Raw genomic sequence first — 24,542 nt, forward strand, 5'->3', positions numbered from 1 at the left:
CGATACTTAATTTGCAGTGCTCGCTGAAATTAAGTGCTCTCTAGAAGTCGAATGTATTGGCTTACACCGTTCCCAGCCTTGGTTTTATACCAAGGCTTTTTTTTAAGTAAACCACCAATAACTGACGAACGCTACCAAAATTGACACGACAAAACTTAAAACAGCCCCTTCTTTCGCCATTTGCCTAATTGTGACTTCACCAGTAGCAAACGCTATTGCATTAGGTGCTGTAGCTACTGGCAACATAAACGCGCAACTTGCACAAATTGCCGCTGGTACCATAAAAACGCTTGGCTCTAAACCAGCAGATATTGCGGCGGCTGCTAGAATTGGCATTAATAATGTCGCTGTTGCAGTATTACTGGTGATCTCTGTTAAGTAAGTAACCGTTAAGCAGATCGTTAATAACATTAATATCGCAGGCAAATTGGCTAACGAAGTTAACCATTCTCCAAGTAAAACACTTAAGCCCGATGCATTAAAGCCTTTAGCAATGGCAATACCGCCGGCAAAAAGTAATAACATCCCCCATGGGATCTCTTTAGCGCAGTCCCAATCAAGCAAACGCCCACCTTTGCCATTAGAGATAACAAACATCATGACAACGGCAAACAAGGCAACGGTGCTATCGCCAGCGATTGACATATCAAGTGCACCAGACCAACCACCAAAAGGTTCTGTACGTGTGATCCAAGCAAGCGCAGTTAAACCAAATACCCATAAAGTTCGTCGCTCTTCTTTACGCCACTCACCCAATTTAGGAAGCTCAATCGCTTTTTCTAATTTAATATCTCGTGTCAACCACAACGCCATGATCGGAACAACCAACAACACAATTGGAACGCCTATTTTCATCCAACGGACAAAGCCAAATTCCTGGCCAGTTTGTTCTTCATAAATGCCCATAAAAATGACATTAGGTGGTGTACCAATAGGCGTTCCTACGCCGCCAACACTTGCTGCATAAGCAATTCCTAAGATGAGCGCAACACTCAATTTAGGATTATTAACATGTGTTAAAATAGCCAATGCGATAGGTAACATGATTAAGGTCGTTGCCGTATTAGAAATCCACATACTTAATACAGCCGATGCGAGCATAAACCCAAAAACGAGCCGTTTAGCGCTAGAAACACCAACAAATCGCACCATATAGACAGCCAAACGATGATGCGTACCGCTTTTTTCAATTGCTTTCGACAGCATAAAAGCGCCCATCAATAATAAGATAACGTGACTACCAAGACTCGACGCGACGGCTTTGTGATCAAGTACACCAAACAATGGTAATAACGCAAAAGGTACCAAAGACGTTGCGGGAATAGGTATCGCTTCAGTAATCCACCAAAGTACGGTTAAACACGTAATGGCAGCAGTCACTGCTGGCTTAGCATCCAACCCAAGTGACAATAAAAGCCAATAAACCGCAAACGAAATACAAGGTGCAATAATAATCATTTTAGTCCTATTAATCATGCATAACTTCCTGTGCAAGATACGACTGATTAGCTCGGTTTAGCGTTTGCCAAGCTTTACTTGCTTGCATGGTTTTCCAATCCATTGAATTCGTTTTTAACATCGCTTTCAATCGTATTTCACTTGCTGGATTAATGGAAATGTTTGCATTATCGATAACATCAATACAAGCATCGCGGTTATTACAGACTAATAACATGTCACAACCTGCGGCCTGTGCTGCTTCAGCCCTTTCTATAAAGCCACCGATTGATGATGCACCATGCATTGATAAATCGTCACTAAATATTGCGCCTTTAAAGTTAAGATCATTTCGAAGGATCTGAGCTAACCACTTTTGAGAAAACCCTACTGACTTATCGTCTACATCAGGATAAATAACATGGGCAGGCATAACAGCATCAATTAATGCTTCTTGAATAAGCTGTTCAAATGGACGTAAATCGTGCTGATATATATCAGAAAATGGACGTGGATCGACAGGCATCGCGATATGAGAATCTGCTTGCACACTACCATGCCCAGGAAAGTGCTTAGCGGTGCATTTCATACCAGCAGAACGCATTCCATGAATAAATGCATTAGCTAGTGGAGTGATCTCTTCGATATTCTCAGAAAAAGCACGTTTTCCGATAACTTCACTTATTCCATTAACGTCAAGTACAGGAGCAAAACTAATATCTATGCCAACTGCCTGTACCTCCATCGCCATTAGCGCTCCAGCATTTTTTGCATGCGCAGACGCTAACGCTAACCTACCATCAGTGTTTTCAATAAAGCTTCCCATAGAAGGTATTTCTGAAAAACCGTCTCTGAAACGTTGAACGCGACCACCTTCATGATCAACACCAATTAAAAGCGGTTTGTTAGCTGCTTGCCTCAATTGAGTTATTAACTCAGTTAGTTGGCTTATAGATTCAAAATTACGTGAAAAAAGAATTAACCCACCAACGAGTGGATGTTGAACAAGCTCTTTATCTTGTTCCGTAAGCGACGTGCCAAGCACGTCCATCATGATTGGACCCATAATACCAAGTAAATTAAACAGTAATTTGGCTACTGTACCTAATATTGTGGCGTTGCAAAAGTTAAATTCAGCAACAACATTCAACAATGATTAGTTTTGCTGAAGTGGCGCACCTACTCCTGCGGAAACAAATGGAATAACTTTACGAATAACATCACTAATATCTAATGATTGTGCAAAATCATTATGAGCAATATCAATTAATGCATCACTTGAAGACATAGTAAAAACAACAGTGCCCATAGTAAAATGTAGACGCCAAAAAATGTCTTCCGCCGTTAATTCTGGATATGCACGTTGAACCGCTTCAACAAAGTGTGTAATAACGCCGGGGTACTGTGTAGTCAGAAACCAACGCAAAAAACCTTGGCTGTCTGTATAGCCACGTCCTAATAATTGTAAAAATTTACTGGTGCCATTTTCTCGAAAAACATTTAACGATAATAAAGGCTCAATGAATGCGGAAAATACTTCAAGTAATGTCGGTTTTTGCGATTGCTGACAGACTAAAATTAGTGAATTTTCCAAATGCGGTGCCAACTCATTCATATATCGCGACATTACGGCCTTTATTAACTCTTTCTTAGAACCGAAATGATAGTTAACGGCAGCAAGATTTACGTCAGCGAGACTGGTGATCTCTCGCAACGACGTACCATTAAAGCCTTTATCGGCAAATAGCGTTTCAGCCGCATCAAGTATTTTACTTTTTGTATCCATCAAAATTACCACCAGTTACTGCACAATTGAACAACAGTTTAAACAAGCGTTTTAAATAACGCAATCATGAAAATCTCAATAAATATTGTCACTATTTCCCTTTTGTAAAACAGAGGAGTACTCTATTTCAATGTCACCATTCAAAAAGTTGTACTGCTTGGTGGGATCTCAACATGCCTAGTAACCACTTCCTTGTCAAAACATGATGAAAAGAATCAAATATTCTTAAGAAATAAGCAATTACAAAATATTTTGAAATAGCAGAAGATCCCAGTCAATATTTAGGTTATTATTTAATCAACTCTTGTGAATGTATCGTTCAATACGCGGAAGTATTGACTGTGAGAGTGTTCTAAGTTTCATGAATTTTATTAGCCCGGCAGTCGCCGGGCTTTTTTTTGTTCTAACAAGTAAACAAACGTTTACTTTGACATAGTCAATAGACCATTGTTATCCCTATTAATACCATGGCCTATTTGCACAACTATTAAAGATAAATATATTCTTTTATACTGAACTTAATTTACAACAAGTTAACAAGAAAGAATGATGAAAAAACACCTAAAAAAATCACTTATAGCACTTTGTGTTGCTGCCACTATTGCAGGCTGTAATAGCACGCCAGAACCAACAAATTCACTAACTGCAAAAGATGCAGAACAGTTTTTAAATAACGTTGAACAAGAGCTGATTCAATTAAATTTAGCGGGGGCGCGTGCGGCATGGATCAACGCTAATTTTATTACGCATGACACTAATGCACTCGCAGCTGAAGCAGATCAAAAATCAACTGAAGCTGGTGTGCGCTTTGCCATGGAAGCTGCAAAATATGATGATGTTGATGTTACTGATGATCAACGCAGAAAACTAAACTTACTTAAGCAAAGTTTAGTGATGCCAGCTCCCCAAGATAGTAAAAAGTCTGCAAAACTGGCGCAAATTGGTTCAGAACTTAACAGTATGTATGGCAGAGGTACTTATACCACTAAAACAGGTAAAACCTTAAGTTTAGGTGATATGACGTCAACAATGGCAACATCAAGAGATTATGATGAATTGTTAGAAATGTGGCAGGGGTGGCGTACCGTTAGTCCTGATATGAAATCACTTTTTATTGAACAAACTGAACTTGCTAATGAGGGTGCAAAAGGTCTTGGTTATAGCGATCTAGGTACCATGTGGCGCTCTAATTACGATATGCCAGCTGATGAATTTGCCCAAGAACTCGATCGGTTATGGCTGCAAGTAAAACCACTTTATGAAGATCTACATTGTTATGTTAAAAATAAACTTGCTGATAAATATGGTGAAGACAAAGTACCTAATGACCAACCTATCCCAGCACATTTATTAGGCAATATGTGGGCGCAAACTTGGGGGAATATTTATGACTTAGTTGCGCCTGAAAATGCAGACCCAGGATACGATGTTACTAAACAGTTAAAAGTACATAACTACGACGAAATAAAAATGGTGAAAGGTGCCGAACACTTTTTCACTTCACTCGGTTTTGAGCCATTACCTGAAACGTTTTGGCAACGTTCATTATTCGTAAAACCAGAAGACCGAGACGTTGTCTGCCACGCTTCAGCATGGAATTTAGACGCCAAAGACGATATACGCATAAAAATGTGTATTCAAAAAACAGGCGAAGAATTTAATGTTATTCATCATGAATTAGGACATAACTTTTATCAACGTGCTTATAAAAACCAGCCTACACTTTATCAAGGAAGTGCAAACGACGGTTTTCATGAAGCAATTGGCGATACTATTGCGCTTTCTGTAACGCCAAAGTATTTAAAAGAAATCGGCTTAATTGACAATATTCCAGATGAATCAAAAGATATTGGTCTGTTAATGAAGATGGCTTTAGATAAAGTTGCATTTATTCCCTTTGGTTTGCTAGTTGATCAATGGCGCTGGAAAGTTTACTCAGGCGAAATTACTCCAGAAAACTACAATAAAGCATGGTGGGAGCTGCGTGAGAAATATCAAGGTATTGCCGCACCGATTGCGAGACCAGATAACGCGTTTGATCCAGGTGCAAAATATCACGTTCCGGGCGGAGTTCCATACTCAAGGTACTTCCTAGCGCATATTCAGCAATTTGAATTTCATAAAGCACTTTGTGAAATTTCTGGCAATAAAGATCCAATTCATCGTTGTTCAATTTACAACAACAAAGAAGCGGGTAAGGCACTCAATGAAGTATTAGAGATGGGGCAAAGTAAACCATGGCAAGAAGCCTATCAAGTACTAACAGGTAAAGGCCAAATGGATGCAACGGCAATCTTAGATTACTTCGCACCATTACAAAAGTGGTTAAAAGCTAAAAACCAAGGTAAGCAATGCGGCATTTAGTCTGTTAAAAACGGCTTTTGCTTAATGCTTCGCTAAGCATTTCGTTGCAAACAAACATAGGCTCGTCAATAGCAAAAAAGGCGCTGTATTAAGCGCCTTTTTTATCATTATTGTTCAATGCATATTACTGTTTAGGGTGCATCATCACTTTATTTCTTCCACTTTCTTTAGCACGGTATAAGGCCGCGTCTGCACATTCAATCCAAGCTTCATAATTCTTTATACTGTCGTCAACTTCGGCTATCCCTAGACTAATGGTGTACCTAACTTCGATATCATTATGCTTAACTACGGCTTGCTCTATTTCTTCTCGTAATCGATCAGCAAATACTTTTGCATTTTCGAGACAAGTATCAGCTAATAATATTGAAAACTCCTCACCGCCATAGCGTCCAGATATATCAGTTTCTCGAACGTGTTGACGAATGATACCTGATAGGTGGCGAATTACATCATCGCCAACCATATGACCATAGCTGTCGTTGACCTTTTTAAAATGATCTATATCAATCATCACCAAACAACTCGGATGTTGACTACGCGTCCACCGTTTATATTCTGACTGTAAACAACGTTCCCAATGTGTTCGATTAAATAATTTTGTTAAGCCATCCGTTTGGCTTAATATTGCTAACTCAGTATTGGCTTGTTCTAAGTCTTGTTTATGAACAGCGTTATCAGTCACATCATAAACAATCAAACATAAATGTGTAACTTCCCCAGTTGAAGACATCAGCGGGATAAACGTAGTATTCTGATACATGTAATCGGCAGTTCCTGTAATAGGCCGATAATTCTGAAATTTAAATAAGTAAGGTCGCTGTTCCCAAATTGTAAAAGCCTTATTTTTTAACATAAAAACAGACTCAGATTTGCGAATAAACCATTCTTTAGGGATTTCTTCAAATAGTGAAAACAATGACTTGTCTTTTACCTCTCTTGGTAACAGACCACTGTGGTTTTCCATAAAACCATTCCATATTTGAACATTATACTGCCGATCAAGAACAACCAGTCCCACATCAATGGTGTGTAGCATTTCCATCAGCCAGTGTAATTCATTAATTTGTTCAGTTTCTAATGACATTATTTAATCCAGCAGATAAGCAATTTTATTATTTAACGTATTCATTGAGTTTTCAGTAAACAATAACAACAAGTCACATTTGATAGGATAGTTCTCAATACCATAGCTTATTTCAATCGCTAATGTTCTGCGCCACTTAGTTGAATTAGTGGCTATCAACTCAGAAATTTTACGGTGCTGTCCTAACACAACAGGATGCCCTTGACTAAATGGCATATCAAGTTGCTCAGATACACCTTTTAAACAAGCACCAATTAAGACATTTGCCAAATCCATTAACAACTCAAGTTCAGTTGTGTCATCAATTTCGTACTGATAATTCATCAATGCAGCAACATCTTTAAAACTAGAGTCGTTTAGAATAAGTAACGCTTCACCAGAAATACCGGCACCGATAAAACCCTGACAAATACCTGATGTACTCTCATGAGCTTCGATAGCTGATAATGCCATCGACAATTCACTTACCTCAATTAAATTCACATTAGGGATTGGCAAAACAACAAAAACATCAAGTAAACGTGCTAATAAATCGCCCGCCTGCCCCATTGCTACATTGGCAATTTCTTGATAACAATCACGTAAATCACTGTCTAGCGACACCACTTGAGGTTTAGTTTCAAACTCTTCTTCTATTGGTTTAACAGGTGCCTTTAACGGTTCAAGTATAAACTTTTCAGTGTTACTACTTTCGACAGGTTCAGTACAAATATCGTCAGGGTTATAAACGCCGAATGATTTAAGAATGCCTGTTAACTTGTCTTTGTTAATGGGTTTTTGAATGAAATCGAGAGCGCCTAAGCTGGTTACACGTTGGTGAGCTTCAGGTTGAATATCACCAGAAATAACAATAACCAAAGTTGGTAAATCTTGCTTTACAATAGACTCCAAGACTTGATAACCATCCATTTCTGGCATATTTAAATCTAAAAACAGCACATCTCCCTTGCCTTGTTTTATTAAATCAATGGCTTCCAGTCCATTCGTCGCAAAGCTAATATCAACATCCCAGCCATCTGGCAAAGATCTCGCTACCTGCTTTCGCGCCATATTTGAATCATCACAAATTAACAAAGGTGTTGGCATAAAAAACTCATCTAACACATGGATATTTTAACAAAAAACGCTGTCGCTATTTTAAAGCTCTCTCTGCTATAACAATAGATACAAATCAATAAAAACACTATTTATTCGCAATTTATTTTTGTCACAGGTAGTATTTTATCTCTAACACATTAACGATAAATAAAGTCACATGAAAATAGCAACTTATACGAGTACATTTGTACTGCTTACAAGCTTATCATTAACTGCTCATTCAGACACAATGCCATCACAATCTTTAACCGAATCTTATGATTTAGTAAAAGCAGGCGATAAATATATCACGCTACTCGGTGATCAAGTAAATGTTGGCAGCCAAGCGCCTTCATTTAAAGTGGTTGACGAAATGTTTTCCCCGGTAACGCTAAGCGAGTTTGCTGGTAAACCGCTATTAATATCTGTTGTACCTAGTTTAGATACAGGGGTGTGCTCTATTCAAACCAAACGTTTTAACGAAGAGGCGGCAAAATTAGGTGATGATTTAACACTACTAACGATTAGCAATGATCTGCCGTATGCGCAAAAGCGATTCTGTAAAGATGAGAATATTGAACAGTTACAAGTATTATCGGATAGCGTTTGGCGTGAATTTGGTAAAAATTATGGCTTGCTAATCAAAGATATGGGGTTACTCACGCGCGCCATTTTCGTTATTGATGCTAGCGGTAAAATCACCTACAAAGAACTTGTTGCTAATATTTCACAACATCCAAATTACGAAGCTGCACTAGCGGCATTACAAGAAGTAAGTAAAACAAGCGAAGAAAATAAAAATTAATTAACCCTTTTATTTCAATGATATATAAATAAATTTAAAATAAATTTATATTTTTTCTTGAAATACATTTCTTCATCCCTATCTCTTAATTGTAGTCGCCATATGGGGCTACAATTAACCGCCTGTTCAATATAGAAAGGCACAATATTAGAAGTTATGCATGTACTAATGAAATACGCGGCGGATTTTCCGGGCGACATTCAGAGCACAACTTCATTTAAACACATATTGCTTAAAGAAAGGATATGAATTATGCGTACAAATACAGATTTCAGCCCATTATACCGTTCATTTATTGGATTCGACCACTTAGCGGGTTTACTAGACAAAGCCTCTCGTGCAGACAAACAGTCATCTTATCCTCCATATAACATCGAATTGCTCGCAGACGACCAATATCGAATTACTATGGCTGTTGCAGGTTTTGCCGAAGAAGAGCTAGAAATTCAATCAGAACATAACAATTTAGTTATCACTGGCACCAAAAGCGGCAGTAGTGATAAAACAGAACGAAAATTTTTACACCAAGGCATTGCAGATCGCAACTTTGAGCGAAAATTTCAATTAGGTGATCATGTTAAGGTTATTGGTGCCTTTATGGAAAACGGCTTGCTTCATGTTGATTTACAACGTGAAATACCAGAAGCCCTTAAACCAAGAAAAATTGCAATAAATGGCAAAAGCCTATTAAACGATAAGACAAACTAAATTTAAACTAACTGATTTTCTCCTTATTTTTTGCCCGGTATTACGCCGGGCTTTTTTGTACCTTTATAAAAAACGAAATAAAAACGTGCTGATCGCTTCAGTGGTTATTTTAGGGTGTGATACTGGTGTCATATGACCATAAGGCACGTTCACTAATGTCACATCTGTTAACTGCTCTGTAATCGCTTGGCTTAATACCTTACTTAAAGGTTGTGTTTGCTTACCAATCATAACTAAACAAGGGCATGTTAACTGAGCAAGTTCTCCTAACAAATACTGTTCATGCAAAATACCTCGAAAATCCGCATGAACTTTAGGCATCGCATTTGCCATTTGTTGTTGTACTTTCAAAGGTAACAGCTGAAAAAACTGTTCACCATTCCAAAAGTTGACAAATGCCTGCGCAGATTGACCATTATTCATTGTCGCTAATTGCTCAGCAAATTCACAGACTTGTTGAAAATGTTGCGGAGAATAGTGTTCGAGTAAATGAAAAGCAACAGGCTCAAACAAGGCTAAACTTGCCACTTTATGTGTATTCTTCATTGCCCACGCCATGGCAATAGCACCACCACACGAATGTCCAACCAAATGAACTGTTTCAGTTATATTTTGCTTTGACAAACATGCATCAATTCGTGCGAGTTCTTCGTCGAAAGTGTAACGAGATAAATCTTTCGGCAAAGGAGCATTGCCATAACCTTTTAGATCAATGTTAATTAACGTGAAGTGCTCTTGCAGCGCATGACATAAAGGCAACCATTGTTTATTACTACTTAAGGAACTATGCAATAAAACAACAACAGGACCTTGACCCAAAACCTTAATACCTTGCATTTTTCTACATCTCGTTAAGCTAAAGTGGCTAATAAAAATTTTTTAACATTTTAACAGTGAGTATGCTTAAATGACTAGGTCGAAAATAATATACGAATATGACTATGAATTTAGAGTTAACAAATAAAAGCGCCTTAGTATGTGGTAGTAGCCAAGGTATTGGTAAAGCCTGCGCAATAGAACTAGCTTCTCTTGGAGCCAACGTAACCTTATTTGCACGTAACGAAAAAGCACTTAAAGCCGTGTTACCTTCTCTCGATACTAGCAAAGGTCAACAACATCACGTATTAGTTGCTGACTTTTCAAACCCAGAACAAGTGAAAAATGCAATCGAGTCCAGAATCGAACAGCATGGTGGCATTGATATTTTGATTAATAATACCGGAGGCCCTTCGCCTGGCCCGGCAAGTACGGCTGATGCGCAATCATTTGTCGATGCCTTTCAATTGCATTTAGTCTCAAACCACCACTTAGTACAAGCAGTTATCCCTCATATGAAGGAGACAAAATATGGTCGCATTATTAATGTTATCTCAACATCTGTGAAACAACCTTTACCTAATTTAGGTGTTTCAAACACCATTCGTGGTGCAGTTGCAAGTTGGGCAAAAACGTTAGCTAATGAACTTGGTCCATACGGTATAACGGTCAACAACGTTTTACCTGGCGCAACAGCAACAGCTAGACTTGATGCGATAATTGCTGGGAAAGCTAAAAAACAGAAAATATCAATTGAACAAGCTACTGAAAACGAAAAGTCACATATTCCTATGCGCCGTTTCGCTAAACCTGAAGAGTTTGCAGCAGCTGCTGCTTTTTTAGCGTCACCAAGTGCAGGTTATATTACTGGCATTAATTTACCTGTTGATGGCGGAAGAACTTCCAGCTTATAAGCATGTGATGTTGAGCTTGAAGATCAATCTTTAAGCTCAACAGACTAAAAAGATAATTTGAAAAGTAACTCGTCAAGATCCGGCACCCACAGGTGACTTTTAAGGTTGATTTTATTACCTAAAACAACAACATTTTCCTGCTGCAACAGTGTTTGTTGTCGCTCAAACTGCTCACTTCCTATGGGAAATGATATTTTACCTTGGGCATTAATAACTCGATACCACGGAACTGCTGATTGTTGCCAACCTTGTTGCGGTACTTTACCCAAGGCTTTGCCGACTAACCTTGCTCGACCAGGAAGCCCTGCTAAATCAGCGACTTGACCATACGTTGCAACTTTACCCTTGGGTATAAGTTGCACGGTATGCCAAATACGCTGATAATTTTCGCGTTGTAGCATTACCAAGGAAGTACTTGCCCATTGGAGTGTTTAAATGAGCCGCTATCAGTCATTGACTGATGCTCAATTAAACCCACAATACGCTCAGCCGCCTCTGCCGCACTGATATCCCCGCCCATATTCACCATATCAGTTTGCACATAGCCAGGATGATATATTCCTACAGAAATATCCCGAGGTGCTAAATCTTTTGATAACGACATGGAAGCAGCATTTAACGCAGCTTTTGACATACGATATCCATAACGCCCACCAGAACCATTATCAGCAATAGAACCCATACGAGAAGTAATCATTGCGATTTTACTACCTGCATGTAGTTGTGTCAGTAGACGCTCTACCACTAACAATGGCGCCAAAGCATTTACAGAAAACTGTTCATTAATGGTCGCAACGTTTAATTGACCCAATTGTTCATCTCTCAATATACCCGCATTACACACTAAAATATCAATACTACGTGAAGATAAGGCGTTTGCCATTGTTGATAAACCACTTTCCTTCGCAACATCAATACCTGTTATTACTTCTACTCCTAGTGCATCCAATGCCGCAGACGATTGTCGACATAAAGCAATAACAGTGTCACCTTTTTGAGCATATTTAGTTGCCATAGCAAGGCCAATACCACGATTAGCGCCAGTAATTACCACTGTATTTCTCATAACACTTCCTCTGTTTATTAACGGAAAAACTTGCTTTACTATATGGCAATCATCACGGCATTATTCAAGGATGGCAATGAATTTAACGCTACTTAAGCAACCAATTTTATTGGAATCAGAACAATTTATTATTCAATCCATGTCTCAAGAAGACTGGCCATTATTTAAGCAGCTTCAATCAGACCCAGATCTAATGCATTTCATCGGTCCAATACTTGACCCACAAGCACTAGCAGCTAAATTTTCACAACGTATCTCGCCTTGGAATGAAGATGAAAATCATTGGCTAACGCTAAAAATTGTCGATAAAGACTCGCAAGAAAATGTTGGAAGTATTGGCTTTCGATTAATAGACATCACGCAAAAACGCGTTGAAATAGGCTATTTGTTGCTACCAAAATACCAAGGTTGCGGTATTATTCCGCATGTTGGGGCTCTGCTATTAAATTTTATATTCCGACAACTTTACGCTCATAAAGTTGTCGCTTATTGTTTTGCCGAAAACATTGGTAGTTGGAAAGTCATGGAAAAGTTAGGGATGAAACGAGAAGCTCACTTTTGTGAACACAGCCTACTTCATGGTGAATGGCACGACGAACTAATCTATGGGCTTTTAGCTAAAAACAGTGGTTCTTGAGGGCTTACTTTCCCTAGGCTTAGGCTAAGTTTCGCGGTTTTGAAGCGACGTAACACAATACAAAACCTTCAAAAAAAATGGAACTCCTATTGTTTGCCTGAGTAATAATAAAGACTCCACTTTCATAGAACGAGGCTTTTAAACTGCTCGCTATAAGGTAGTTCAGGTTTGACAATAAAAAGCCACTAAAGACAACCGTCATCAGTGGCTTTGTAAATAAGGCGAGCATTAGCCGTTATCTTTTTCTTCCTTCATTTTTTTCATTTTCTTTTTCTTACCTTCACCGCAGTGGTTTTCGCCACAACTAGTGCGCTGTTTTTTCTTAGCCGCACCTTCACCACAGCTTTTTTTCTCTTTATGTTTCATTCCTTCGCCACAGCTTTTTTTATCTTTGTGCTTCATTCCTTCGCCACAGCTTTTCTTATCTTTGTGTTTCATTCCTTCGCCGCAGCTTTTTTTATCTTTGTGCTTCATTCCTTCGCCGCAGCTTTTTTTGTCCTTTTTACCTGCACCTTCTCCACACGAAGCAGCATCATGACCACCATGTCCATGACTTGAAAATTGCACATTTTCAACTTCAAATGGATTTACATTGCTTTCAGCTTTTGCTGGTAACGCAAACATAAATGCCATCGTTAATGCCGTAAAAATAACCCCAAACATAGATTTTTTGGACATACTCATCTCTTGTTTTCCTTTTTTATATAAAAATAGATACCATATCTTACGATCAGCTCTCATTAACAAGACCCGATCAATTAAAAATAATTTCATCAAAGTTGGCTTTTATAAGGCTAGATGACGTTTACTCTTTTGTCGAGTCGAAATTGAATATCTATATCTATGAATTTAAACGTAAATAAAATAACTCTTGCCCCAATGGAAGGCGTCGCTGACGTATTAATGCGAGAATTATTAACCTCCATTAATCATTATGATCTTTGTATTACCGAATTCGTTCGTGTCGTCAAAGGGTTAATTCCCCGCCATGTCTATCACAAACTATCTCCTGAGTTGCTTAATAGTGGTTTTACCAGTAATGGTACGCCAGTTCGTATACAACTATTAGGACAGCACGCCGCTTGGATGGCAGAAAATGCCAACCGTGCTATTGCATTGGGTTCACAAGGCATAGACTTAAATTTTGGCTGTCCTGCTAAAACCGTTAATAAAAGTAAAGGTGGGGCTGTACTTTTAAAAAGTCCTGAAACCATTTATCAAATTGTCTCAGCGGTGCGAGAAGCCGTTCCTGAAAATCACATTGTTTCTGCTAAAGTGCGCTTAGGTTTTGATGATACAAGTTTATTTGAAGAAGTTGTCGCCGCAGTTGCTGATGCTAAAGCAAACGAGTTAACCGTTCATGCGCGAACAAAACGAGACGGTTATAAGCCGCCAGCTTATTGGCAACATATCGGCGAAGTAGCAGACAAATATGACATCGATTTTTGTGCAAATGGCGAAATCTGGGATTTAACCTCAGCACAACAATGTATGAAAGAATCAAAAACCAATAGACTAATGCTAGGTCGTGGTGCACTTGCTATGCCTAATTTAGCTAACGTAATCAAGGGTACTGAAGATAAAATGTCGTGGCAGTTGCTCAGTCAACTGCTGATGCACTATGCAGAGCTAGAACTGGATGGCGATAAAAGCTATTACTTTTCGAGCCGACTAAAACAATGGCTACGTTATTTAAAAATGCAATATCCGCAAGCCGAACAATTGTTTCAGCGGATAAAAACCATGACACAAAAACAAGAAATACTCGCTGAAATATCGACATTAACTCACTTAACTATTGTGCCTAAACATGAATAAATCACACCTCGATGAATTTTTCTCATATCAATACGAAAAATTTGCGATAAATTATCACGTTTCGACATACCTGAAGCGAAGATTTTTAAAGAAAAACTCGGTATGATTAACCTTAAGTATTGTTAGGTAGATAATGATTGTGGAACAAGGTTCAGAGTTAAGAGCAAGATATAATGACGTCAACCGTGGTGTGTATTTTATTGGTACAACGCCTCCTAAAAGCGACACGCCTGTTGAAAAAGTAGAAGAAATTGCCAGTAAGTTACTAGAGCGGGTTAGCGACATCGATTTTGATGGCTTGATTGTTTATGATATTCAAAATGAAGATTCGCGCACGAACAAACCACGCCCGTTTCCTTTTAAGTCAACCCATGATCCTCGTCATTACTCGGCTTTACTCAATCAAAAGTCTTCACGTCCGGTTATTACCTATAAAAGTGTTGTGCAATCAGGCGCTGAAGCTTTTAATGACTGGGCTAATGAAGCTTGGCAGCATTATGGCGTAAAAGACATAGTACTCGTTGGCAGCCCTTCAAGTACAAACCACATTACTTTACCTTTAAAAGACGCTTACAACACATTAGTAAATAACCAACATGATTTTTTCATCGGTGGTGTAACTATTGCTGAACGACATGCAAGCAAAGGCAATGAGCATGAACGTCTCATTGAAAAGCACAGACAAGGTTGTAACTTCTTTATTTCACAAGCAATCTATGATCCGCAAGCTACCATTGACATGCTAACTCGTTACGCGATCGAATGTAAAAAACTTAATTTAAAACCACAGCGCATTGTCTTAACCTTTTCGCCTTGCGGAAGTGAAAAAACACTTGAGTTTATCGATTGGTTAGGGGTCAGTGTGCCAGAAGCAACTAGCCTCAGAATATTAAATGCAGATAAGCCATTATATGAATCTATTCGAATCTGTGCGAATAGCTTAAGGCAAATTTTGGACGCAGTGTTACCCTATAAATTACCATTAGGCCTTAACATTGAAAGTTTAACAAACCGTAAAGAAGAGATTGACGGTTCAATATTGTTATATAAATTATTACGTTCTACTATGGAAAATTATCTAGCGAAGCAAGAGTTGCAGTCGCTGATCAGTTAAGGAGAAGCAAACATGACTGGTACTACAATGGTTGTGCTTATTGTACTGATTTCTGTGGGTTTTGGTGTGCTCTATGACATGTACAAAAAGCATTTAGAATTTAAAGAACGTACGCTAAGTAATAATAACAAAACACAAGAGCAAAATAATTCATTGAAAAAACAAGTGTCATCCTTGGAAGAGCGCGTACAAATTCTAGAAAAAATCGTTACAGATCAAGGCTACCAAGTTAGTCAAGAAATCGATAAATTGTAGTGACCATGAAGCTTATCATGAAAACTGAGTTTGATAATCTCAGACTCAATGACGCACATCAGTATGAATCCGACAGTAACGGTGATAAACAAATTGTTAAGGTTTATTGCAATGATCACCTTATCGCCAAAAAAGTTACTGTTAAAAAATCAGTGCGATATTTTGGGGTAAAAAATTACCGTGAGTTTTTAACCGAAAACTAGAGCGTGTAGATATATTTTTTGCAGGCAATGCTAGCTAACCAAAAACGAGTTATAAAGCTTAATATATTATGACTATCGCTCATAACCTTACTAGCTAGCAAGAATATGCTTGGTATTTAAGCCTTGAAATATAGCTTTACAGGTAACGGGTTGGTAACAAAAACACAATATATACCAACTAACCCGCTGATGTTACGCGATAAGTTAACTCATTCTCAACTTTACTTGTATCACACAACACGTTATTAAAAATTTTTTATCAACATAACTTCGTATCGTATTATGTTGATAAAAACACTAAGTAGTTAAAAGTCTTTAATAAAATTACTATTGGTTTTCAAAGTTGTTCACAATTGTGAACATTTCAAAACATTCATATTATGAAACATCCTGACATATAATTTACAAGTCCTACCTGTTCACTTTATACTCAACATTACCAATAGCAATTAGCAAGAGAAGTTCAATGAAAAATTTAGCAGTATGTAGTTTTTTCATGATATTCGTTGCTTCATGTGCGTCAAATGGAGATGTGTCACATTGGCACGGAGAATCACTCGGTACTCTTATTGAAGAGTATGGTACTCCAAATACCTTTCTGAAACTAGACGATGGCAATAAGGTGATTGAATACGATGGTGCAACGGCACTTCATAAAACCACTAACTATTGTTCGTTAACGTTCATGGTTGATAAACAAAATCGAATTCTTGGTGCTTCACGTCAAGGTAACGGTACCAACTGTCGTCGTTTTTAGTTGTTCAAATTGAGTGAGAATGAATATTAATACTCGTGTAAAATACGGAGTGCTATTCAGTAGTAACAAATGAAACATATCATTGTGCCACTACTGAAGTGAGTTGTCGTATTTACGTTATTGGTTTCTATTTACTCTAAGCCAATAAGTGGCATATATAAAGCATGCACTTAATACAAGTGTCCCAATATTTATCTTACTAAATATCGCTTTAATCGGCGCCGATGATGCTGATGAGTACTCAGTAGATATCGCATTAGCAAAATCAAAATAATCAACCAGCATTGTGGCAAAATAAGCGACATTTAAATTAAAATATTCAACAATGATTGCTTCTATAATCAATATGATTGCAATAGGTAAGGTTGCCCACAAAAATGGTGCCTTATGGGCAAACATAGACATAAGCATTAACCATGCATAGACTGGCAACAACCATAAACTCAATGGTAGTAAAGTGCCCCAGCAACTTAACAAGTTAATCACCCAATCACCTGAAAACCAAATTCCCCAAAGATCAATATTTTGACTAACAGATAGCACGATACAGGCAATAAATGCGACTAATGCAAATATAAGTAAAACAACGGTTGCTGCTAGCATAAATATTGCGGGTAGTATAATTGCACCGACAAGCAGTTTTACCCCAATAGTTAGGCTATCAGGCACCGGTAAGGAACGCCAGAATACAATTGAAAGATCTCGCTTTTCATCGAAAAGACATGCGGTAAAATAATACAGCTGCACAATAAATGCCACAATCAAGAAAGGAATAAATATGGCTGTCATCAAGGCAAATATTATTTCTGAAAACAACGCATTATCTTGCTGTTGACTAATTCTATCGAGTTGATATTGCCAATTGATCGGAAAACCATCCCCCAAAAGATAATTAAAAGTAGGGATTAACACGATTATCGTTGCTAATATGGTGGGTAACCAAACAAAAATTTTCTTGTATTCCCACAGTTCTTTTTGAATATTCATTTGTAAGGAAAGCATGTTCATTAGTAAACCTCCTTGGCCATAACGCCAACAAATATATCAGCTAAACTTGGTGAAGTTACTTTACCAACTGACTCAAGCTCTGCTTGTGAGTGGTGATCAAAAAGCATTGTCGTAATCCCCATTAATCGATTGGTGCATATAGGCGCCATTGCTGTTGCTGCCTTTTGATTTTCATCAGCTACAGCAACTAACTTAAATCTGTCCCTAATGTGCTCTACGCTTTCTGAAAGAACAATTTTACCCTCTTGAATAAAAGCAACATCAGTTAGAATATGTTCTATCTCTTCAATTTGGTGCGTCGTTACAACAATAGACTTTTCTTCGTTATAAAAATCCTCAAGTAAATGGCTATAAAATTGACGACGAGTCAGTATATCTAGACCCAATGTCGGTTCATCGAGCACCAATAAAGACACATCTAATGCTAGAATGAGTGCAAGGTGTAATTGTGTAACCATCCCCTTAGACAAAGTACCTATCTTACTGCTTTCTTTAATATTCGTCTTAGCAAGAAACATACGAGCTTTATCAGCATCAAATTTTGGATGGACACCAGACATATAAGTAATTGCTTGCTGAGCGGTCAGCCATTTTGGCAATACGGCAACATCAGCAATATAAGCCACATGTTCTAACATTTCAGCCCTGTTTTTTCTTGGCTCAAACCCTAGAACGTTGATATCACCTTGGTATGAAATCAATCCAAGCAACGCTTGTAAGCAAGTTGTTTTGCCTGCCCCATTAGGGCCAACCAAGCCAAGAATTTGCCCAGGTTTAACAGATAAATTTACATTATCGACAACTTTTATATCTTTGTAAGATTTAGAGACTTGTTTAAGAGACAACACTTCATTCATGATAAACCCTCCCCATTTAACAAGCTTTCAGGCGCTAACTGCAAACGCTTAATTTGTTTTAAAATTGCTGGCCATCGCTCCGTTAAAAACATGTCACGTTCTCGCTTAAGAATTACTTCTTGGGCGCCATGTTTAACATAAAGCCCTTTACCTCTTTGTTTTTCTACAATGTTTTCATCCTGCAACATTTGATATGCCTTTGAAATTGTCATGGGGTTTACTTGGTATTGAGCAGCTACTTTACGAACAGAGGGTAGCGCTTCGCCTTCTTGAATATATCCATCGAGGATCCTCTCTATTACTTGTTGATATAACTGCAGGTATATCGGTTTATCTGCTTGCCATTGGGTTGTCATATTTACGTTTCCATCATTACGGAATAACCATCACCCTAGTGTTATACTTCACCAGCACACCATTACACAAGCTTTACTTACATGAATGCTGTAAAAAAATGTTTCAAAAGAAAAGGGAGGTGTGTGGAATTACCGCAAATACAGCGGGTTAAAGGTTTTATAAGTAGGCACTTCTCATTAAAATAATAGGCTTAGGACAAACCTTGTTGCCGCCATACGTTAGCCGTAAAGTCCTCAATAGATTGATAACTTGTCTCTCCCATCAACCAACTTATGATAAGTTGTGCAACGTCAGGTAGTGTATTAAAATGCTGGGCTGGCAGGTTAACTAACCAATCTTTAATATCGCAGCTAGACAGTGATGTAACCGCTTTACCATAACCTAACTGCGACAAAGCCAGAGCGTTAGACTCTTGTTCCATTTGCCCTGCAATGGGCTTAGTTAGAATCGGAATACCTAAGTGTATGCATTCACTATTTAACTCAAATCCGCTATTACAAATAACTGCCTTTGCTCGTTTAAGCTCTTCTTTAAATCCCAAATAACTGGTTTTCCTTAGCTTTACATTCCCTATTTCACCGTCAGCTAAGTCTTGTGAATACTGTACAAATTGTTGACCTGAAATATTATTCAGCATTTGGGTTACCGACAGCTGATCTTCAAAGGGTAAATAAACAAGCACAGTACCTGTTCCCATGGTCCGCTCTAAGTTAACGTCGATAATGGGCGGAAGTACATTATTATTATAGCGTGACCAATGTAAACCTAAAGAACGCTTTGCAGGCGCAAAATACTTCAAAAGAGAAGTAGCAAACATGTTACTGCCAGCTACTGGTGTATGTTCGCCAAACGCATATTGATGACCAATTGCCAACGAATTTACACCTGCAAGTTTAGCTGCCCACGCCGTTACTGGTTCAAAATCAGTGATCACTAAATCGTATTGCTTCACATCCAGGCTCATTACGTCATAGACAAAACGAAATACATTATTACGCTTTACTGTTTGCCAATTATCTATTTTACCTTCACGTGTAATAAAGGTTAAACCTTCTCTATAAAGAAAATCACCAAAGATTTCCATATCAAATAACTGGTCTTTCTCCCGACCTGATAGTAGATAGGTAACGTCTATATTTCGTTCTTTAAAATACTTTGCCATTACACGTGACCGCGAAATATGACCATTGCCGGTGGCTTGTATACCATAAAGAATCTTCATTAAAGCACTACTCCCAATACAATCAAACTACCCAATAAAGCCCCAGCAATAGTATCGGATGGAAAATGGACACCTAATACAATGCGTGAAATGCCGATACAACTTGCCCATAAATATAATGGAAATGCCGCAATGCCAATGTGCATTGTTGCCAAGCCAGCCAAAGCAAAAGCAGCCATAGTATGACCCGATGGAAAGCTAAATTTATCTGCTGCTTGGATGACGGAAAAAAAATCAGGTACAACTTCGGGAGGTCTGCGGCGTTTTAGTACGTTTTTCAAAATAAAATAGACAGGGCGCTCAATGGCAAATGTCAGCGCTGTTAGCAGCAGGAAGGCATACCCAGAAGCGGGATTATACAGCCAATAAACAAATGGAAATAAGCACTGCATATAACCGTCACCGGTGCGGGATAAGCTTCGGATAAAAAGCATAAACTGCGGGTGATAGCGCGACTTTCTACACCAAAGTAGTACCCGTAAATCTGCTTGGTATAGCGCTTTAAGTACTGTCATAATGTTCTACCTTAACGTCAATATATGACCGAAACATGACAATAAATCACACCTTTTATGACAACTAATTAGCTGTTCCTGTGCCAAGGTACCGTTGTCTTTTTTTAGGCTTTAATTGTGTTATATCTAACAATACTAAACCATCTATACAGTCAGCAAAGTCGGCATCTACACCAAAGTCTAAAAACTTAACGCCGCCAGGCTCTGTAAGCTCACTGTATTGTTTGTATAACGTCGGGATAGCTGTGCCCATATTCGCCAATAAGTGTTTTAATCGTGTAAAGTCAGATTTATAGTCTTGGCCATTAAATTGCTGTTTCAATTCGTCAATAACTGTTGGCTGTAGAGTAAAAGGCGAACGAGATGTTGCTAATGCACGTTCACTACCAAAATAAAGACGATAAAAATAAACCATCAGCTCTTTTGCTGCCTGTGGCATCGAATTGCTTATCGTGACAGGCCCGAATAAATAGCGATATTTAGGGTATTTATTTATGAAAGCTCCAATACCAAACCATAAATAGTCTAAACTGCGCTTTCCCCAGTATTTAGGCTGTACAAAACTACGACCAAGCTCCAAACCTTGATCAAGGTAAGGCGTCATATCTTCACCAAAATCAAACAATGAGTGACTATACAAACCAGTTAAACCTTGCGTTGATATCACCTCTTTTGTGTCGGCAAAACGGTAAGCCCCAACAATTTCTAACTCTTCATCGTCCCATAAAACCAATTGAAGGTAATACTTATCAAACGCATCAATATCACGCCTAAGGTTAGAACCTTCACCAACAGCTCGAAATGCTTGTTCTCGTAACACACCTATCTCACGCATTACTGGGTCATTTTCTTGATAACGATGTAAATAAATAAATTTTCCGTCTTGCGTTTGTCCTAAGTACTCGCCTTTTTTTATCGCGTGTTTCAGTGTTTTTCTGTCTTCATGAGGTGCAATGGCAGACTGTGTTGTAAATAAATCCGCACGTCCCTTTTTCAACCGATAAAGGTGCTGTTTAAATAGTGTTGTTTTTGTTTTTATGTCTAGCGCAGTTGACTGGTAACTCTCGTAAGGTATTTGCTGTCCTATACGCATAACAACATTACCTTGGCGCTTATTGAACATTTCATCGACGAGTAGCAAAGTAGAAGCAGGTTTATACATCATTGATACGCCATAAAACTTGGCTGAATTTTTCGCATCGATATAAACAGGAACAATAGGCGACTTTGCTTGTTGAGCAAAGCGCAAAAAACCGCTGTGCCATTTACCATCTTTTATACCACTTGGACGTAAGCGCGATACTTCGCCTGCTGGAAAAACAATAATTGCCCCATTGTTAGCTAAATGCTGATGAATCGCCTGTAGGTTTTCTTTAGGTGTTTTTCCGCCCATATTGTTTACAGGCAGTAACAGTGATTGCAATGGCTCTAGAGCCATCAGCATGCTGTTAACCACTACTTTTACATCGCGACGAATATCAGCAATTAATTTTATTAACGTTAACCCGTCTATTGAGCCGATAGGGTGATTTGCGATAATAACCACACGCCCGTGACTTGGAATATTTTCACGTTCATTGTCGCGAACAGAATAACTAATACCTAGATAAGATAATCCTTGTTCAACGAAGTCGAAGCCTGTTACATGTGGGTATTGCTTTTCAAAAGCTTGAAATTTATTTTCATGTAAAAGGTTTTTTAAAATGGCCTTAACGGGTTTTTCTAGCCAAGGTTTTTGCTGTAGTTTTGGTAGGTTTTGCTCAACAACATCATCAACACGGATCATTTTCTATAAGCTCCAAAGGTGTCTCACCATTAACATAGTGAAGTAAAGTGACACCTTTGTTACTTGTATATGACGCTTTTATGGCAACGGGTTATGCCAACACTTAGCGTTGTTTATCCGTATTGATATTTAACGTACGTATTTCGTCAATCGTTTGCTGCTCAAGCTCTTGTAACGTCTTACCGTGCTCGATAGGTAAACGTGTTTCAGGATCAACCTTAACAAAAACAATATCATCTGCCATACAAATCGTTTTTTTAGTAACTTTATTTCTGACTAAACAACTTACGGTAATTGAAGTACGCCCTACTTGTTTTGTTTCTAAACCAAATTCAACAACGTCCCCTTGCATTGCTGGTGCTTCAAATGTTATTTCACCGATATGTTTAGTCACTAAATAATTGGTTTCGAGTTGGCATATCGCATATATTGCCGCTTCTTCATCAATCCACTGTAGAGCTCGACCACCAAACAAAGATAACCCATAGTTTAAATCACCCGGCATCACCAGCCTTCTGGATAAAAATCTCATGCTAATTCCTTTATAAAAACAATGTGTTAATTATAGCCTAACTCGACGTGACAACGCAGTAAATTATCAACAAACATCGGTTTATTAATTCTATAGTCTCCAAACAAAACGATTAACACTCCTATCACAACAGATAACGATAAAGCATCTAAATGATATCAGCGACAAACCTTATACTAAACTAATGAACGAATTGGTGTTTCAAACAACTGATATGACAGCTCAATAGCCTTGATGTTAACTACAAGGCTAGGTAAAAGAGCGGTAAAAAGGTAATAATTTATTAGCTGTAGAACTTCCCATGATACTTTATATAGCCAGTGGGAAACTCTGCATGAGGGTCATGGTGTGTCCAGTGAACCATGCCGCCTTGGCTATTCCATTGATATTGTCCTTGAATTTCAATAGGCTCGCCAACTTTTAAACCTAATATTCTCGGTGCTATATCAATATTATGCACGACTAACACTGTTTTACCATTTTTCATTTTAACCGTAAAACGTTGATGTTTAGTACCTTTTACATCATCAGAAAAGACTTTACTGATGATACCAATACCATGAAGCCTATCTTTGGTCATAAGGTTAATAATTTTATTGATAAGTGAAGCGTAGCAACTGAAACGCCAATAAATATAATTGAAAATAACATCTGAAAAACACGTACAAATTTTTGTCTTAGACTCGCCAATAGGCCTTTTCTATTGTTTGTTTCTAAAGGCTGAAAACATGGAGGTAATAATTGCAACAACATGCTCCAGATAAAGCAAAGTAATGCTATTACCAACCAACGATTTTGCGTATTAATATTGGCAAAAATAAATAGATAAACCATTGTACTAGCACTTAGCATCGCAGCGAGTATGAACACATGACGAATGGGGTTTAAAAGCTTTGCTAGTTTCTCAAAAACAGTAAACATCAATAATTCGGTTGTTTTGAATCCTATGCGTTATAGTAAAACGCTGAAAGAAATTTTGCACTTAATTAAAAACGAAACCTTGTGCTTTTAAAGCATGATAAATATGGTTGACCGCTTTACTGTTGTCTAATAGAGCATCTTGCCATATATCACGCTTTTCAATACCAATATCAGTAATAACAAAATAATGGTCAATATTTGCATTGACAAGTGACAAACACGATTTCGTGCATTGAGAATTACAGCCATCTATTGCGATGACTTGCTTCGCAGCATTTAACTGCTCCGTTATTTTTTTGTCGCCAGCAACAACGCCCGAAACGCATGACATACTTGCAATACCGTCACAGTCTAAATTTAACGCGATATCATGGGCTATCCTTGCGACGTTTGAGCAGCCGCTGCACGCGTATACAAGCGGTTTTTCCATGTTAAACATTCATTCACAATTTTGGGTTGGGGTTACATGGTAGCAAATTCGAAATAGCAAGGTTTGACTT

General features: G+C 38.2%; 29 protein-coding genes. 10 read left to right on the forward strand and 19 right to left on the reverse strand.

Features of this window, described 5'->3' with window-relative positions:
* Positions 1–102: 102 nt before the first annotated feature.
* The 3 genes from QUE09_RS11940 to psrA all read right to left on the reverse strand — a co-directional run bounded on the left by QUE09_RS11940 (position 103) and on the right by psrA (position 3,223).
* Complete coding sequence (locus QUE09_RS11940) at positions 103–1,476, reverse strand: SLC13 family permease (protein WP_286232986.1); 1,374 nt, start codon at positions 1,474–1,476, stop codon at positions 103–105.
* Entirely contained in the window at positions 1,469–2,503 is a 1,035-nt protein-coding gene (gene nagZ / locus QUE09_RS11945) for a beta-N-acetylhexosaminidase (RefSeq protein ID WP_350226393.1), read from the reverse strand. Before nagZ ends, QUE09_RS11940 begins: the two co-directional genes overlap by 8 nt.
* A gap of 90 nt (positions 2,504–2,593) precedes the next feature.
* On the reverse strand, positions 2,594–3,223 hold the full coding sequence (gene psrA / locus QUE09_RS11950) for a TetR family transcriptional repressor PsrA (RefSeq protein WP_286232988.1): 630 nt from the start codon (positions 3,221–3,223) through the stop codon (positions 2,594–2,596).
* A 549-nt stretch (positions 3,224–3,772) separates the two neighbouring features.
* Here psrA and QUE09_RS11955 point away from each other — a divergent pair.
* Positions 3,773–5,587, forward strand: a complete 1,815-nt coding sequence (locus tag QUE09_RS11955; RefSeq protein ID WP_286235927.1) for a M2 family metallopeptidase — start codon at positions 3,773–3,775, stop codon at positions 5,585–5,587.
* Between the two features lie 124 nt (positions 5,588–5,711).
* On the opposite strand, the gene QUE09_RS11960 is transcribed toward QUE09_RS11955, so the two are convergent.
* Together QUE09_RS11960 and QUE09_RS11965 are read right to left on the reverse strand one after the other, a co-directional pair.
* Positions 5,712–6,674, reverse strand: a complete 963-nt coding sequence (locus QUE09_RS11960) for a sensor domain-containing diguanylate cyclase (RefSeq protein ID WP_286232989.1) — start codon at positions 6,672–6,674, stop codon at positions 5,712–5,714.
* A gap of 3 nt (positions 6,675–6,677) precedes the next feature.
* Positions 6,678–7,760 (reverse strand): response regulator, encoded by a 1,083-nt coding sequence (locus tag QUE09_RS11965; RefSeq protein WP_286232990.1) that lies wholly within the window; start codon positions 7,758–7,760, stop codon positions 6,678–6,680.
* Positions 7,761–8,001: 241 nt separating this feature from the next.
* Here QUE09_RS11965 and tpx point away from each other — a divergent pair, with 241 nt between their 5' ends.
* Together tpx and QUE09_RS11975 are read left to right on the forward strand one after the other, a co-directional pair.
* On the forward strand, positions 8,002–8,556 hold the full coding sequence (tpx, locus tag QUE09_RS11970) for a thiol peroxidase (protein WP_434017555.1): 555 nt from the start codon (positions 8,002–8,004) through the stop codon (positions 8,554–8,556).
* A 252-nt stretch (positions 8,557–8,808) separates the two neighbouring features.
* Positions 8,809–9,264: an Hsp20 family protein gene (locus tag QUE09_RS11975; RefSeq protein WP_286232992.1), complete on the forward strand. Its 456-nt coding sequence runs from the start codon at positions 8,809–8,811 to the stop codon at positions 9,262–9,264.
* Between the two features lie 63 nt (positions 9,265–9,327).
* On the opposite strand, the gene QUE09_RS11980 is transcribed toward QUE09_RS11975, so the two are convergent.
* Entirely contained in the window at positions 9,328–10,101 is a 774-nt protein-coding gene (locus tag QUE09_RS11980) for an alpha/beta fold hydrolase (protein ID WP_286232993.1), read from the reverse strand.
* Positions 10,102–10,205: 104 nt separating this feature from the next.
* Here QUE09_RS11980 and QUE09_RS11985 point away from each other — a divergent pair, with 104 nt between their 5' ends.
* Positions 10,206–10,994 carry an SDR family oxidoreductase gene (locus QUE09_RS11985; RefSeq protein WP_286232994.1) on the forward strand — a complete coding sequence of 263 codons (789 nt, stop codon included), beginning with the start codon at positions 10,206–10,208 and terminating at the stop codon, positions 10,992–10,994.
* A gap of 44 nt (positions 10,995–11,038) precedes the next feature.
* On the opposite strand, the gene QUE09_RS11990 is transcribed toward QUE09_RS11985, so the two are convergent.
* Positions 11,039–11,395 (reverse strand): MGMT family protein, encoded by a 357-nt coding sequence (locus QUE09_RS11990; protein ID WP_286232995.1) that lies wholly within the window; start codon positions 11,393–11,395, stop codon positions 11,039–11,041.
* Positions 11,395–12,060, reverse strand: coding sequence for an SDR family oxidoreductase (locus QUE09_RS11995; RefSeq protein ID WP_286232996.1), 666 nt, complete (start codon positions 12,058–12,060; stop codon positions 11,395–11,397). Before QUE09_RS11995 ends, QUE09_RS11990 begins: the two co-directional genes overlap by 1 nt.
* 76 nt (positions 12,061–12,136) lie before the next feature.
* Between QUE09_RS11995 and QUE09_RS12000 the strand changes: the two genes are divergently transcribed.
* Positions 12,137–12,697, forward strand: coding sequence for a GNAT family N-acetyltransferase (locus tag QUE09_RS12000; RefSeq protein WP_286232997.1), 561 nt, complete (start codon positions 12,137–12,139; stop codon positions 12,695–12,697).
* Positions 12,698–12,925: 228 nt separating this feature from the next.
* Here QUE09_RS12000 and QUE09_RS12005 read toward each other — a convergent pair whose 3' ends face one another.
* The gene (locus QUE09_RS12005) at positions 12,926–13,471 is read right to left on the reverse strand and encodes a hypothetical protein (RefSeq protein WP_286232998.1); all 546 of its coding nucleotides are present in this window, start codon (positions 13,469–13,471) and stop codon (positions 12,926–12,928) included.
* 69 nt (positions 13,472–13,540) lie between these two features.
* Between QUE09_RS12005 and QUE09_RS12010 the strand changes: the two genes are divergently transcribed.
* From QUE09_RS12010 to QUE09_RS12030, 5 genes are all read left to right on the forward strand, one after another.
* Positions 13,541–14,515, forward strand: a complete 975-nt coding sequence (locus QUE09_RS12010) for a tRNA-dihydrouridine synthase (protein ID WP_286232999.1) — start codon at positions 13,541–13,543, stop codon at positions 14,513–14,515.
* Positions 14,516–14,648: 133 nt separating this feature from the next.
* The gene (locus QUE09_RS12015; protein WP_286233000.1) at positions 14,649–15,629 is read left to right on the forward strand and encodes a methylenetetrahydrofolate reductase; all 981 of its coding nucleotides are present in this window, start codon (positions 14,649–14,651) and stop codon (positions 15,627–15,629) included.
* Positions 15,630–15,641: 12 nt separating this feature from the next.
* On the forward strand, positions 15,642–15,884 hold the full coding sequence (locus QUE09_RS12020; RefSeq protein ID WP_286233001.1) for a hypothetical protein: 243 nt from the start codon (positions 15,642–15,644) through the stop codon (positions 15,882–15,884).
* Between the two features lie 17 nt (positions 15,885–15,901).
* Positions 15,902–16,087, forward strand: a complete 186-nt coding sequence (locus QUE09_RS12025; protein ID WP_286233002.1) for a hypothetical protein — start codon at positions 15,902–15,904, stop codon at positions 16,085–16,087.
* Positions 16,088–16,553: 466 nt separating this feature from the next.
* Positions 16,554–16,844, forward strand: coding sequence for a hypothetical protein (locus QUE09_RS12030; RefSeq protein ID WP_286233003.1), 291 nt, complete (start codon positions 16,554–16,556; stop codon positions 16,842–16,844).
* A 117-nt stretch (positions 16,845–16,961) separates the two neighbouring features.
* On the opposite strand, the gene QUE09_RS12035 is transcribed toward QUE09_RS12030, so the two are convergent.
* From QUE09_RS12035 to QUE09_RS12080, 10 genes are all read right to left on the reverse strand, one after another.
* A complete protein-coding gene (locus QUE09_RS12035; RefSeq protein WP_286233004.1) occupies positions 16,962–17,852 on the reverse strand; it encodes a hypothetical protein in 891 nt (296 codons plus the stop codon).
* Positions 17,852–18,709, reverse strand: coding sequence for an ABC transporter ATP-binding protein (locus tag QUE09_RS12040; protein WP_286233005.1), 858 nt, complete (start codon positions 18,707–18,709; stop codon positions 17,852–17,854). The genes QUE09_RS12035 and QUE09_RS12040 overlap by 1 nt, the downstream gene beginning before the upstream one ends.
* Positions 18,706–19,065 carry a GntR family transcriptional regulator gene (locus QUE09_RS12045; RefSeq protein WP_286233006.1) on the reverse strand — a complete coding sequence of 120 codons (360 nt, stop codon included), beginning with the start codon at positions 19,063–19,065 and terminating at the stop codon, positions 18,706–18,708. The genes QUE09_RS12040 and QUE09_RS12045 overlap by 4 nt, the downstream gene beginning before the upstream one ends.
* 191 nt (positions 19,066–19,256) lie before the next feature.
* Entirely contained in the window at positions 19,257–20,288 is a 1,032-nt protein-coding gene (locus QUE09_RS12050) for a glycosyltransferase family protein (RefSeq protein WP_286233007.1), read from the reverse strand.
* A complete protein-coding gene (locus QUE09_RS12055; protein WP_286233008.1) occupies positions 20,288–20,803 on the reverse strand; it encodes a phosphatase PAP2 family protein in 516 nt (171 codons plus the stop codon). Before QUE09_RS12055 ends, QUE09_RS12050 begins: the two co-directional genes overlap by 1 nt.
* A 64-nt stretch (positions 20,804–20,867) precedes the next feature.
* The gene (gene olsF, locus QUE09_RS12060) at positions 20,868–22,589 is read right to left on the reverse strand and encodes a bifunctional ornithine lipid synthase OlsF (protein ID WP_286233009.1); all 1,722 of its coding nucleotides are present in this window, start codon (positions 22,587–22,589) and stop codon (positions 20,868–20,870) included.
* Positions 22,590–22,692: 103 nt separating this feature from the next.
* Positions 22,693–23,121, reverse strand: a complete 429-nt coding sequence (locus tag QUE09_RS12065) for an acyl-CoA thioesterase (RefSeq protein ID WP_286233010.1) — start codon at positions 23,119–23,121, stop codon at positions 22,693–22,695.
* A gap of 283 nt (positions 23,122–23,404) precedes the next feature.
* Positions 23,405–23,701, reverse strand: a complete 297-nt coding sequence (locus QUE09_RS12070; protein ID WP_286233011.1) for a DUF3465 domain-containing protein — start codon at positions 23,699–23,701, stop codon at positions 23,405–23,407.
* Positions 23,698–24,042 carry a hypothetical protein gene (locus QUE09_RS12075; protein ID WP_286233012.1) on the reverse strand — a complete coding sequence of 115 codons (345 nt, stop codon included), beginning with the start codon at positions 24,040–24,042 and terminating at the stop codon, positions 23,698–23,700. The genes QUE09_RS12070 and QUE09_RS12075 overlap by 4 nt, the downstream gene beginning before the upstream one ends.
* Before the next feature lie 61 nt (positions 24,043–24,103).
* Positions 24,104–24,472 (reverse strand): putative zinc-binding protein, encoded by a 369-nt coding sequence (locus tag QUE09_RS12080; protein WP_286233013.1) that lies wholly within the window; start codon positions 24,470–24,472, stop codon positions 24,104–24,106.
* Between the last annotated feature and the right edge of the window lie 70 nt (positions 24,473–24,542).

The sequence above is a fragment of the Thalassotalea sediminis genome (assembly GCF_030295915.1).
Classification (GTDB): domain Bacteria; phylum Pseudomonadota; class Gammaproteobacteria; order Enterobacterales; family Alteromonadaceae; genus Thalassotalea_C; species Thalassotalea_C sediminis.